The sequence below is a fragment of the Flavobacterium sp. genome (genome assembly GCF_052437795.1).
Classification (GTDB): Bacteria; Bacteroidota; Bacteroidia; order Flavobacteriales; family Flavobacteriaceae; genus Flavobacterium.
Map to the genome: position 1 here is coordinate 1 of NZ_JBQVPA010000004.1, position 13185 is coordinate 13185.

The window sequence follows — 13185 nt, forward strand, 5'->3', positions numbered from 1 at the left end:
TCACCGGGATCATTGTAGTCGCAAAGCGTGTACGGAACAGGGGCATTGGCGACCGGAAGCGGGTTAACGATGAGCTCCAACGGCATTACATCGTAACATCCTGTAGCGTTATTGGTCACCCTGGCATATACAAATCCGCTTGGGCTGTTGTAGCTGGCAGGGGTAGTTATGCGGCCTACGTTAGTTCCTGTGGCAGCATCATCAGCAGTCAGGTAGAACGCTATACTGAACGCTGCAGGGTCCATGGTCCCAAGTATCTCTTCTTCTTTGGTAGTAAGATCAAAGTTAGCGGTACCATCCGTATCGCTGCTTCCGTTATCACAAAGCACATAAGGCTCAGGCTCTATGGCTACAGGTACAGGACGAACGATCAACTGCAGTTCAACGATGTCAAAACAGTCCGTCTGGTCAGACTCTACCCTTATATAGAGAGTCTGTACACCATTGGTAGTATAAGCCTGAACGTTCGTATACGCGGATGTGTTCTGTATCGTATTATTCGTCGCATTGTAAAATGCGTCGTTGTACGTTTCAAAAGGTAGGGCGGTAACAGTATTGCCAAGTGAAGCCTCTATCGCTGCAAGGGCAGGATCAAGGTCGAATGTGGTAACATTGTCATTATTGAAGTCACACTCTTCTATCGGGGCAAGGTCAGGGGCTATCGGTGCAGGAAGCACTTCGAGATCGGCAGTAGTAATAACAACACACTCGGTGTTCACATTCTCCACCCTGGCATAGATCGTAGTATTAGGAGAGAGGTATGGCGTAGGAAGATAGTTATTATCTGTCGGGTTTTGTGCCGCATCAAGCGTTGCGAAATAAGCCACAGTATAACCTGAAGCACCATTGGTAACAACAGTATCTATCTGGTCAAGGTCAAAAAGCCCCTGCCCCGGCTCTTCCTCACATGCGTAGAAAGGTTCCATGTCAGTATTCACCACAGGAAGCGGGTTTACTACCAGTTCAAAAGAAGTTACACTATAACAGCCCAGAGTGCTTTCCAGCCTTACCCACACCGTAGCGGTACCGCTTTGGTGGTTGGCTTCATCTGTAAACGCATCCTCATCATCATTGGCATTATCCTGAGTAGCATAATATTTTACGGTGATATCAGGATCGGTAGTTGCTTCGGAGGTCCTCGTAGTCAGGTCAAAGTACTCCACTCCATCGGGGGAATTATTGTCATCACAAACAACATAGTCGCTTATCGTGCCAAAGGCAGGCTTAGGCTGAACCGTCAGCTGCAATGGCTCTATAGAATAACAATCGGTCGTGCTTGTTGCATTGATAGCCCTGATGTATACCACTGCTGTTGCTGACTGATATGTTTCAGGAGTTTCAATTGGATCGAGGTTAAATTGTGCGTTCGTTTCAGTGGTATGGTAAGAAACCAGAACACCGTTCGCACCATTTACCACCTCTGTACCTGCAGGCGTAATGTCAAATACTGCTATGCCATCAAAGTCATCATCGCACTCTTTTATTTCAGTAGCAGGCACAAGCTCAGGCCTGTTGTCAATTTTTACCTGGAATTGGTATTGATCGCTACAAAGCACAGTATCGCCAGAACCTGTTTCGGCATAGATGTACAGCATTGTAGTCTCGGTTATCTCAGTACCCGGAGCAAGTATAGTACCTGTACCGTCGGGACCTGTGTAATACTGGCCTTCTGTCAACGGATCAAGGAAATAGCTTTCACAAGCCTCAACCCATGTTGGCTCATCCACTTCAGGAAGCTCGTTTATCGTTACCGTGAACGTCTCCTGATCTGTACAGTTATTTGGCGTTGTACCCGACTCTGCGTATACATATACGGTCTGAGAGTCAGTAAGTAACTGGCCTGCGCTCATTGGGGTACCTGTACCATTAGGGCCTGTAAAATAATTACCCACTGTAAGTTGCGGAAGAGTATAACCCTCATCGCTACATGCAAAAGCATTTGCAGGAGCAACCACAACAGGGGTTGGCGTAATTTCAAATGTCATGGACGAAACCGCGTGACAATCTTCGTTATTCACATTGGTTACACGTATATATACTATCTGCCCATCTGCTGCAGGGAAAGCTGTAGGATTATTTACAAGCTGGGTATTGCCTGTAGCACCACCAAGTGTGTTATGGTATGATACCACAAAATTATTCGGGTCCAGTCCCATCAGCGCGTCACCATCAAAGTTGGTAAGATCGAACACTTCTGTACCATCATTATTAAGGTCACACACCTGCGGTGTAGGGGGAGTGCCGGCAACAGGCTGTTCACTTGCTTCGATAACAAATGATGTAGTAGCTTTACATCCTGTAAAATAATCCTCAACCCTTACAAATATTGTCTGAGGATCACCATTGGTAGTGATTTGTTCAGGTTGCGGATCAAACCCTTCATCGGCATCGAGCTGTGTATTATGAAAAGTCACGGTATACTGGTCCGGATCCAGTCCATTCAGTATAACCTCATTATTCTGTGTCAGATCGAATGTATATGGCGGCGGGCCATCGGTACAAAGGATGATATCATCCGGGTCACCAAGCTCCATAGGATCAGACACCATAACCGTTACAGGAGACTCCTTAATAACAGTAGTACCATCACACCTTAAATAAGTAGCCCTTGCAATGTAAGTCGTAGTTTCCATTGGACATACCTGCGTTGTAGTCGAGTTTGAATATATCGAACCATCAGTATTAACCCACTGGAACGTTACGATCGATGGCCCGCTTGGAGTAAAGCGCCATGCCTCATTAGTGGCAGACCATGCTCCTGTATTTCGTCCCGGAGGCGTAACCGCCTGCGTACCGGCCGAGTTTTGTATACCTATAAGACCCGCACCACTCTGCCATGACGTACAAGGCACCCTACGCTGCACATATACCTCGATAACGTTAGTAGTTTCATATAGTACGATCTGCGATGTCTGCGCACCTACGGTAGCATTGCTTGTACAGTTATACTGGGCAACTTGTGAAAAGTTAACTACAAGTGTCCTGCACGGGTACTCACCCAGCAACTGGTAGTTAATATTTGGATTTGCAAAGGCATTATCTACAGACGGATCAATATCCTGATAAACGCCATAAATAGCATTTTTAATAGGAAAACCTGTATTTGGGATCGTTGCGGTATAAGCCCATGGACAAGTACCTCCCAAACCGGTATCAAAAGAGATAACACCGTTCGAACCGATATTTACCTGGCTATAGTTAGCCCCGTAAAAACAAAAGTTGAAAGGAAGCGTAATGTTGCCCGACCAAACGTCATCGGTATTCACAGAAACCTGTGTACCGCCCACAAAAGGATAAGGGGGTGCATAAGCAACAGAGCCGACCGAATAGGAATTGGTCGCACCTGTGTTAAAATAGGTAGCACTAATGTTACCACAATCTCCGGGCTCACAAAGAGGAGCGATACCACTGGCTTGTACTTGCGGACAACCCGGCGCTTGGGCGAATGTGTTAATACCGAAAATGCTGAGTAGGAGTAGGATTAGGTATTTATTCATCATAGTAATTTTGAAATGCGAAATTTACATAAATTTGATTCAAAAAAAACACAAAAAGGGTTATTTTTTTATATACAACATCTGTGTTTTCATTTACCCTAAGTAAAAATTGAAAAAAGTTCATTTTTAACAAAACCAACATTATATGTGATTTTTTATCGAACCCGTATGCGCTTCCTTGTAAAGGAGATCGATTGAAAAACCATTGTTCGTACCTTTCATTCGATCAACTTTTATAATTATCTTTGCCTGCTGAATTTACACCGTATTAATATAAATATATAATGATCCATAACGACGACAGCAAAGACGAATTAGGAGACAACCATATTGCGTCTAGCGCGCAAACACCTCTCAGGGCCGACGCTTTTGACATTAACGATGACGAAAAAATAGCTTCCATTAAAAAAGATGTGGAAAGCATACTGCTTACCCTGGGCCTTGACCTTACTGACGACAGCCTTAAAGGCACACCCAACCGTGTAGCCAAGATGTTCGTAAAGGAAATTTTTGGCGGACTGAACCCTGCTAAAAAACCAAGTTCTTCTACTTTTGAAAATCATTACAAATACGGCGAAATGCTGGTAGAGAAAAACATTACCGTATACTCTACCTGCGAGCACCACCTGCTCCCCATAGTTGGCAGGGCCCACGTAGCCTACATTTCGAACGGCACCGTAGTGGGACTATCTAAAATGAACCGCATTGTCGATTACTTCGCCAAAAGGCCACAGGTACAGGAAAGGCTTACCATGCAGATCGTACAGGAGCTTAAGAAAGTCCTTGGCACCGAGGATGTAGCGTGCGTGATCGATGCAAAGCACCTGTGCGTAAACTCAAGAGGCATCCGCGACATAGAGAGCAGCACCGTGACCTCCGAATTCGGAGGGAGGTTCAAGGAAGACAATGTCAGGAGGGAATTCCTTGATTACATTAAGCTCGACACCCAATTTTAACGACTATATATACACCTATATATACTACCCAATTTTTCAGGATATGCAGCTATACCAAAACCAGTCATTAAAGATCTACAATACCCTTAGTGGTGACAAGGAAGTTTTCACCCCCCTTCACGAAGGGAACGTGGGAATGTATGTGTGCGGGCCAACCGTATACAGCAATGTGCACCTTGGCAATTGCAGGACCTTTATATCGTTCGACCTGGTTTTCCGCTACCTGAAGCACCTTGGATACAAAGTCCGTTATGTGCGCAACATTACCGACGTAGGCCACATGGAAGACGATGGCGACGAGGGCGAGGACAAGATCGCAAAAAAGGCAAGGTTGGAAAAGCTGGAACCAATGGAGATCGTACAGCAATACTCTGTAGATTTCCACCAGATCATGGAGCTTTTCAACGCATTGCCACCAAGCATCGAACCGACCGCTACGGGACACATTATCGAGCAGATAGAAACTATCCGACAGATATTCGATAACGGATATGCCTACGAGTCAAGCGGATCGGTATACTTTGATGTGGTAAAATATAACGAAAGCCATGATTACGGCATACTAAGCGGCAGGAACCTTGACGACATGCTGTCCAACTCGCGCGAGCTGGCGGGACAGGAACAGAAAAGGAACCCGGCCGACTTTGCCCTTTGGAAAAAAGCCGGACCCGAGCACATCATGCGCTGGCCTTCGCCGTGGGGCGATGGTTTCCCAGGATGGCATTTGGAGTGTACCTCGATGAGCACAAAATACTTGGGCGATAAATTCGACATACACGGGGGCGGCATGGACCTGAAGTTCCCGCACCACGAGTGCGAGATCGCGCAAAACGAAGCCTGCAAAGGCAGCACGCCGGTAAACTACTGGCTGCATGCCAACATGCTTACCCTCAACGGTAAGAAAATGGCTAAATCTACAGGAAATAACATCCTGCCAAGAGAACTATTCTCGGGCAATAATAATAAGCTTGAAAAAGCATTCACTCCATCGGTAGTACGTTTCTTCATGATGCAGGCACATTACAGGAGTATCCTAGATTTTTCGAATGATGCTATCGTGGCCGCCGAGAAAGGCTACAACCGCCTTATGGAAGCTTTGGATACGCTTCAGGGCATTGCGCCATCGACCAATTCGTCTTTGGACATTGGGGCCTGGAAACAGCTGTGCTATGACGCAATGAACGACGACTTTAACAGCCCGATACTTATATCGTACCTGTTCGAGGCCGTGCGCTATATCAACTTATTGAAGGAGGGCAAAGAAACCCTTACCAGTGCCGACATTGACGATCTGTCCAAGACCCTGCACGCTTTTATATATGATGTGCTTGGACTAAAAAGCGAGACAGATGCCGACAGCAGTAACGATAAGCTGGAAGGTGTTGTGAACATGCTCATAGGGATGCGCAATGAAGCAAGGGCCAACAAGGACTTTGGGCTTTCCGATCAAATAAGGAACCGTCTTGGCGACCTTGGCATCGAACTGAAGGACTCTAAAGAAGGCACTACCTTTTCAATAAACTGATCGTGACAGCCCGGCAGGTCATTACGTTACCATTTGTACTACTGATACGGTTGTACCAGGCAGCCATATCCCCATTACTGCCATCGGCATGCCGCTATACCCCTACCTGCTCACAATATACCATAGAGGCGCTGCAAAAGCGGGGCCTTATCATAGGCAGCTGGCTTGCCGTAAAGCGTATTGTAAGCTGTAACCCCTGGGGAGGTCGCGGCTATGACCCGGTACCGGAAAAAGGATGCAGCCACAAACATTAGCATGGTTTTCCTTGCAAATGACCTTCAAATATTTAATTTTACATCAATCAATAAAAATTGCAAATGGTACAAAGTTTAAGCATTGTATGGAACTCTCCTGAAGGGTTCCACCTTGGACCGATAATGCTGCGTTATTACAGCCTTGGGTTCGTGATCGCTTTCGGCCTCGGGTGGCTCATCATGAAAAAGATATTCGAGCGTGAAGGCGAATCGATGGAAAAGCTCGATAAGCTGTTCATCACCACACTTGTCGCTACGCTTCTTGGCGCACGGCTGGGGCAGGTTTTCTTTTACGACTGGCCCTATTTCCGCGAACATCCTGAAGAGATACTACTCCCTTTCAAATTCAGGCCGGAGTTTGAGTTTACCGGCTTTGCAGGACTCGCCAGTCACGGTGCCGCAATAGCTATAATCCTTGCCATGATATATTACAGCCGTAAGGTTATCCACAGGCCATTGCTTTGGGTACTCGACAGGGTCGTGATACCGGTAACCAGCGGCGGTATTTTTGTACGCTTAGGCAACTTCTTCAACAGCGAGATATTGGGTGATGTAACCTCTCCCGACTCACCTACTGCCGTAAAATTCATCCGCGGTGAAGAATGGTTGAATAAGTCGCATGTAATGGAACGCACCGGCATTAAGGATTATGATAAAGCGTATGAAGCCATTGAGCAAAACCCTCAGTTCGCAGATACACTCGCAAAAATACCCTACAGGCACCCTGCACAATTGTATGAAGCATTCCTTTACATCTTTGTATTCCTTATCATCTTCTATATGTATTGGAAGACAGATGCCCGCAAAAAACATGGCCTTATCTTTGGTGTATTCCTTGTATTGTTGTGGAGCGTACGCTTTGTAGTAGAATTTGTCAAGGAAAGCCAAGGCGGATTCGAAAAGCAAATAGCTTCCACACTCTCCACAGGCCAATGGCTAAGCATACCTTTTATCCTTGTTGGTTTCTGGCTGATATTCACAGCCAGGAACAGGCAGGAAACTTTATAAGACACTAACTAACCGCCCCAACAAGGGCGGTTTTTTTATTCTTTTTAGATAGATATTACCAAATCTTAGTTTTTTGGGCGTGCCGCTCCACTGCGTTTCGCGTCGGGCCATCCGCTATATCCTCCGGTAAAGCTAAGGGGATGCCGCTTCTGTCCCTCACGCGAAGGTAGCGAGACAATTTTCGTTACCATAAAATGCAACAAACAAAAATTCCGGTCGAAACCGGAATCTATATTTATTAATCTGTTAGCTTAAAGTTATACTTTATCGTGCCTCTTTGCCTGGCCGCACCTGTTGGCGATGCCTCCCATGTTGTCTGCATGGCTGCTGTTTTTGCCTGGTCCAAGAGGCATTTTGCTGAGTTGGTCGTTCCCCTGATACCCGGCGTGGCCGATATTACTTTTCCGTTACCGTCAACAAATATCTCCACAGCAACGATTCCTTCTTCATTACAGGTATATCGCGGCTTCGGCTTAGACAAAGGCTTTCTTCCGCCAAGGTCATAATCCCCTACCCCGGTCCCGCGTCCGGCGCCGCTTCCGCCGCCACTACCGCTTCCGGAACCCGGCCCGGTACCTGTACCGTCACCAGAACCCTGTCCACCGCCACGGCCGCCTCCACTACCACCGTCACCCGTGTAGGCCCCGGAGCTGACATCCCCGTTCCTGCTACCCTGATTGCCCGAACGCCCGGTATTCCCATCTCCGGTGTTATTACTGTTCAGCAATGCGTCAAGTGCCGAATTGGTAGGTTGCTTGGGCTTTACAGGTTCTTTAGTTTCTATCTTGGCATTTTGCATCCGTGGGTCTTTTTTCTCCACAGGTTTGGTATTGGCTACCGCTTCCGAATCGTCGGAATCACTGCCTACGACCTCTTCTGCCGGCGCGCTCGTTACAGGCTGTGCTTTTACCTTGCTGGCCGCCTCAAGCAGCTCGCTCCGGAAGTTGGCCCCCACCCCATCATCGCTGTTGCCAAAGTTCAGGGTAACGCCGCCCCCGCCGCCGCCGCCGTCGAGCATGACCGTAAGCGGGTCGGGATACGTTACCGTATAGGTAAAGAAAACAAGCGGCAGGAACAGGCTCAGGAATATGATGCCTGTGATGAGTGCCGACTGCTTTTCTTCTTTCGTTATCTTTTCCATAGTCTACTGTTTAGATACAGCGATCACAAATTTAAGCTTCAGGCGTTCTCCCACCTGCAGCAGGTCTACCATGTCCTGCGCCAGGCAATTGTAAGGGAAACGCACGATCACCGTATTGTCGCCTGTCTTCTGTACCTGCTCGGCAAGCTTGCTTTCCAGCTCTTCGTAAGTTACCGGCACTTTATCAATGAAATATTGCTTTGTCTCGTCTTCCATGACCAATACCGAAACGCTTGTATGCGCCTTATCGGTCGTCGCCGTGGTGCGTGCCTTGGGCAGCATCAGCTTGATAACGTTAGGGTTTGCAAGTGTAGAAATGATCAGGAAGAACAACAGCAAAAAGAACATGATATCGCTAAGCGCCGACGCCGCGATCTCTGCATGGAAGCGTTTATTTCTCCTTATCCTCATTTTCCTGTCGTGATTAGGTTAACGAACTGTATTACCTGCCTTTGTACACGAAGGGCAAAACCATCGATCACCATATTGAAATAGTGATAGCCTGAGTATGCCACAACACCCACGATAAGCCCCAAACCGGAACTGATCATCTTTTCGTAAAGGCCTTCAGAGATACTGCCTATCGAAATGTCAGCTGTTTCAGAGATCTGATAGAATATCTTGATAACTCCCGCAATCGTACCAATGAACCCAAGGATAGGAGCGATACCGGCCGCAAGGCCAAGCCATCCGAGCTTCCTTTCCATCAACCCGAGCTCTACATTGGTCGTCTTTTCCATCATGCCTTCTATCTCGCTTACCGGCCTGCCAAGCATACCGATACCACTCTCAATTATGTTGCCTTCCGCAGTACCTGCCCTTGCAGCGGTCATTTGGGCGGCCTCGACCTTACCTGAACTCACCTGGTGACGCACATCGCTCATAAGCGATTCACTGTGCTTCATTACTTTTTTATAGTACATTGCCCTTTCTATAATAACATACAGGGTAAAAAAGAACAACAGCAAAATAGGTATTACCATAACCCCGCCTTTCATGACGAGCGATAAATAGTTTACGGATATTTCCTGTGATTCGACAATTGGGGCGGCAGCCTCCTGGGCAGCAGCGGGGATGGTGTCCTGTAGTGCTAAGAAAATGAAATTTGTCATACCTCGTTCGGGGTTTCTTTAAAATCGCTTTGTTTTACTTATAATTGATAACGAATATAGGGCTTTTTGAGTATGCAAAAAAACAAATAAAAAAAAACCTGCCTATGGGTATAGGCAGGTTTAGCATATATTTTAAGATGTCTTATTTTACTTTCTCTGCTACGACCACTTCGTCGTTGTGCTCATGCTCGATCCTGTCTTTGTCTTTAGCGGAAACGCTGTCAACAAGTACCGGTGTCGCGATGAACAATGATGAGTATGTACCAACGATGATACCCACAAGCATCGCGAAGATGAACCCACGGATAGAGTCACCACCAAAGATGAACATGATCAATAGTACCAATATCATTGTTAATGAGGTGTTGATAGTCCTTGACATGGTCGTGTTAACCGAAGCGTTCACGATGTCGGCAAACTTACCTTTGGTCTTACCTGCAAGGAATTCCCTCACCCTGTCGAATACGATAACCGTATCGTTCATCGAATAACCAATAACTGTAAGGATAGCCGCGATGAAGTGCTGGTCCATTTCCATGTGGAAAGGCATGAACTTGTAGCATAGCGAGTAGATACCCAACACGAAGATAACGTCGTGCGCCACAGCAGCGATAGCACCAAGTGAATACTGCCACTTCCTGAAGCTCACCATCAGGTAGATGAACACGATGGCCATTGATCCCAATACAGCCCAAATAGAGTTGGCTTTAATATCGTCCGCTACTACAGCACTTACTTTTGAAGCCTGCATGATACCATACTGCTTACCTGTATAGCTCGAAGCGAACTTTTCATAATCCAGGTTCGTGTAATGCTTCTTAAGGCCTGCATAAAGTTTTTGGTTAACTTCCGTATCAGCCTCTACTGTGTTCTCAGCTACTTTATATTTTGTAGTGATCCTTAGCTGCGACGCATTACCAAATACTTTCGCGTCTACATACTCACCTTCAAATTGCTTTTCAAGCTCTTCTTTGATCTCGTCAACATTTACAGGCTTTTCAAATTTCACCTGGAACGTACGTCCACCAACAAAGTCAATACCCTGGTCAAGGCCATTTACATAGAATGAAATACAGCTTACTACAACTACAAGAGAAGAGAAGATGTAAGTGAATTTCTTAGCTCCAAGGAAATTATAATGGAAATTAGTGAACCAGTTCTTAGACATTCCTGTTACAAAGTTCACAACGTTCCCTTTCTTAATATCGTTGTCAAGGAATAGCCTTGCAATGAATATCGATGTGAATAGCGATGTGAATATACCAATAAGTAGTGTAGTAGCAAAACCTTTAACCGGTCCTGTACCGAAGATCAAAAGCACCAGACCTGTAAGGATGTGTGTTACGTTAGCATCGGTGATCGATGACATTGCACCCCTCCAGCTATAAGATATCTTAACAGCTTCGTCAAGCGTCCTGCCGGCCCTTAATTCTTCCTTGGCACGTTCATAAATAATGATGTTAGCATCTACCGCAGTACCCATCGTAAGAACGATACCGGCGATACCAGGAAGCGTAAGCACTGCACCAAAGCTGGCAAGTACACCAAAAAGGAACAACAAGTTCACGATGAGGGCAACGTTAGCATACCAACCTGCCTTACCATAATATACAACCATCCAAAGTGATACAAGCAATAAACCTACAATAGACGACATGATACCGTTATCGATAGCTTCCTGGCCCAATGATGGGCCTACGATCTCAGATTGTACGATATCTGCCTTTGCAGGAAGTTTACCGGCCCTAAGGATGTTCGCTAAGTCTTTCGATTCTGTTACGTCAAACGACCCTGTGATCTGTGAGTTACCTCCGGAGATCGGCCCTGTAGTTACACCCGGTGCGGAATATACAACGTTATCAAGAACAATGGCAATAAAGCCTTGTTGAGTATAAGCCTTGCCTGTCATTTCTTCCCACTTCATAGCACCCCTTGGGCTCATCTGCATTTCCACTGATGGGCGGTTCTGCTGGTCAAATGCCGCATTAGCACCTGTAATTACGTTACCGCCAAGAGGCGCAACATTGCCTTTATTACCTTTAAGGGCATAAAGCTCAAGGATGCCTTTTGCACCGGCAGCTTCTTTACCCCATGCGAAACGGGCAAAACGCTGATCGCCTGTAAGCAATGAACGGATATCGTTCCTTTTCAGGTAAGCGTTGATTGAAGCAGTATCTTTTGTAGATGCATAACCAAGGACAGGGCCGCCGTTCTGGTTAGGCATAAGTTTATCAAATAGTGGGTTGTTGCCTTTTTTGGCAGCATTTAGCGAATCTTTGCCACCCAATAGCTTCTCAATAGAATCGTTTTGTGTAGTTTTCGTTTCAGTAGTTTCAACCTTTTTTTCCGTAGCCATCAATGCCTGGTTCGCCCCCATAAGGAAGCCCTGCATTTCGCCTACTTTATAAGCTTCCCAAAATTCAAGCTGCGCTGTACTTGAAACAAGTTTCTTTACACGGTCAATATCCTTTGCGCCCGGAAGCTCAAGCATGATACGTCCTGATTCACCTATTTTCTGGATGTTTGGCTGAACTACGCCAAATTTATCGATACGCTCGGTAAGTACGCCAAATGCGCTATCAATAGCTTCGGCCACTTTTTTCCTCAATACAGCTTTGACCTGAGCATCGGTCATGTTCGTGTTTACCGCCTGATCCATGACCCTGTTGGTAAACAGTTCCGGAGAAGCAAGCTTTACAGAACCGTTTGAAACTTTATCAAAAGCAATAAAAAATGCATCAAGGTAATCCTGGTTGCCTTCCCTGTTTTTGGTAGCCTCATCAAGAGCCTTATTCAAAACCGGGTTGGTAGAATTGTTCGCAAGGCCCTGGATGATCTCCTTTACAGATATTTCCAGCATTACGTTGATACCACCCTCAAGGTCAAGCCCCTTGTTTATCTGCTTGTCACTTACTTCTTTGTAAGTGTAGCCAAGATAAACTACGGAGTCCTTCATTCGTTCGAGGTAAGCCACTTCTTTATCAGTATCGCCTTTGGCAAAAGCCTTGGCATCATCCTGGATGCCGTGCGATACATACGTAAAGGTGAGCTGGTAAATACACACTAACGCAAATACGATTGCGAAAAATTTAATAAGTCCCTTATTCTGCATTATTACTTAAATTAAAATATTCCAATTTTTAAAAACGAGCAAATATATAATTTACGGTTTGATAAACCAACTTATTTCCTAACATTATCATAAAAAACGAAATCCGCAGTAAATCCACTATTTTAAGGGTTTGCACTAAAAATTATTTTGTAGATTTGGTAAAACAGCTACGTCATGAACAGACTTTTTATCCTTTCCGCAATTGTTTTAGCCACCTTTCAGCTACAGGCACAGGAAGCCAATTTGCCATCCAGCCTATCCATAGCCGCGAAAGAGGGCATGCAGAAGATAGAGGAGCAAAAACTGCACGACATTGCCTTTTATGCCAAACAAAATACCCCGCAACAGGATGCTTCGGCAGCTTCCCAAAGTAGTAGCGGTAATTTTTACCAGGTGTACATAAGGGATGAGGATAACCGCAATTACAATAATTACCATGACAATAATACCGACCCGATAATCACTTCCATGCCGTCGCCCGGACCTAACCTCGACTACTATTTTGTAGACCCGTGCAGCAATGGTAATTATGACAGGGTCGTGAAGCAGTGATCTTTACGCTAAACTAACAAAAAAGCCG

The 13185-nt window shown here is 45.9% G+C and carries 9 protein-coding genes and 1 pseudogene; 5 read left to right on the forward strand and 5 right to left on the reverse strand.

What is annotated here, in order from left to right; all coding sequences use genetic code 11:
- Window positions 1-3497, reverse strand: a pseudogene (locus tag ACT6R0_RS12725) (hypothetical protein); the annotation flags it as partial.
- 284 nt (window positions 3498-3781) lie between these two features.
- Here ACT6R0_RS12725 and folE point away from each other — a divergent pair.
- The 4 genes from folE (at window position 3782) to lgt (ending at window position 7240) form a co-directional block, all read left to right on the forward strand.
- Window positions 3782-4453 carry a GTP cyclohydrolase I FolE gene (gene folE, locus ACT6R0_RS12730; RefSeq protein ID WP_444654513.1) on the forward strand — a complete coding sequence of 224 codons (672 nt, stop codon included), beginning with the start codon at window positions 3782-3784 and terminating at the stop codon, window positions 4451-4453.
- Window positions 4454-4496: 43 nt separating this feature from the next.
- Window positions 4497-5978, forward strand: a complete 1482-nt coding sequence (gene cysS, locus ACT6R0_RS12735) for a cysteine--tRNA ligase (protein ID WP_444654512.1) — start codon at window positions 4497-4499, stop codon at window positions 5976-5978.
- A 2-nt stretch (window positions 5979-5980) separates the two neighbouring features.
- Complete coding sequence (gene yidD / locus ACT6R0_RS12740; protein WP_444654511.1) at window positions 5981-6232, forward strand: membrane protein insertion efficiency factor YidD; 252 nt, start codon at window positions 5981-5983, stop codon at window positions 6230-6232.
- Between the two features lie 63 nt (window positions 6233-6295).
- Complete coding sequence (gene lgt, locus ACT6R0_RS12745; RefSeq protein WP_444654510.1) at window positions 6296-7240, forward strand: prolipoprotein diacylglyceryl transferase; 945 nt, start codon at window positions 6296-6298, stop codon at window positions 7238-7240.
- 238 nt (window positions 7241-7478) lie between these two features.
- Here the strand turns inward: lgt and ACT6R0_RS12750 are convergent, their stop codons facing one another.
- The 4 genes from ACT6R0_RS12750 to secDF all read right to left on the reverse strand — a co-directional run bounded on the left by ACT6R0_RS12750 (window position 7479) and on the right by secDF (window position 12605).
- Window positions 7479-8381, reverse strand: coding sequence for an energy transducer TonB (locus tag ACT6R0_RS12750; RefSeq protein ID WP_444654508.1), 903 nt, complete (start codon window positions 8379-8381; stop codon window positions 7479-7481).
- 3 nt (window positions 8382-8384) lie between these two features.
- A complete protein-coding gene (locus ACT6R0_RS12755) occupies window positions 8385-8792 on the reverse strand; it encodes an ExbD/TolR family protein (RefSeq protein WP_444654507.1) in 408 nt (135 codons plus the stop codon).
- Window positions 8789-9493, reverse strand: coding sequence for a MotA/TolQ/ExbB proton channel family protein (locus ACT6R0_RS12760; RefSeq protein ID WP_444654506.1), 705 nt, complete (start codon window positions 9491-9493; stop codon window positions 8789-8791). Before ACT6R0_RS12760 ends, ACT6R0_RS12755 begins: the two co-directional genes overlap by 4 nt.
- Window positions 9494-9635: 142 nt before the next feature.
- On the reverse strand, window positions 9636-12605 hold the full coding sequence (gene secDF, locus ACT6R0_RS12765; protein ID WP_444654505.1) for a protein translocase subunit SecDF: 2970 nt from the start codon (window positions 12603-12605) through the stop codon (window positions 9636-9638).
- A 174-nt stretch (window positions 12606-12779) separates the two neighbouring features.
- Here secDF and ACT6R0_RS12770 point away from each other — a divergent pair, with 174 nt between their 5' ends.
- Window positions 12780-13157 (forward strand): hypothetical protein, encoded by a 378-nt coding sequence (locus tag ACT6R0_RS12770; protein ID WP_444654504.1) that lies wholly within the window; start codon window positions 12780-12782, stop codon window positions 13155-13157.
- Window positions 13158-13185: the final 28 nt, after the last annotated feature.

Excerpts from the sequence above, each read along its gene's own strand:
- cysS (WP_444654512.1), top strand. The coding sequence starts at position 4,497 with ATGCAGCTATACCAAAACCAGTCATTAAAGATCTACAATACCCTTAGT.
- ACT6R0_RS12750 (WP_444654508.1), bottom strand. The coding sequence starts at position 8,381 with ATGGAAAAGATAACGAAAGAAGAAAAGCAGTCGGCACTCATCACAGGC.
- ACT6R0_RS12755 (WP_444654507.1), bottom strand. The coding sequence starts at position 8,792 with ATGAGGATAAGGAGAAATAAACGCTTCCATGCAGAGATCGCGGCGTCG.
- ACT6R0_RS12770 (WP_444654504.1), top strand. The coding sequence starts at position 12,780 with ATGAACAGACTTTTTATCCTTTCCGCAATTGTTTTAGCCACCTTTCAG.
- folE (WP_444654513.1), top strand. The coding sequence starts at position 3,782 with ATGATCCATAACGACGACAGCAAAGACGAATTAGGAGACAACCATATT.
- ACT6R0_RS12760 (WP_444654506.1), bottom strand. The coding sequence starts at position 9,493 with ATGACAAATTTCATTTTCTTAGCACTACAGGACACCATCCCCGCTGCT.
- lgt (WP_444654510.1), top strand. The coding sequence starts at position 6,296 with ATGGTACAAAGTTTAAGCATTGTATGGAACTCTCCTGAAGGGTTCCAC.
- secDF (WP_444654505.1), bottom strand. The coding sequence starts at position 12,605 with ATGCAGAATAAGGGACTTATTAAATTTTTCGCAATCGTATTTGCGTTA.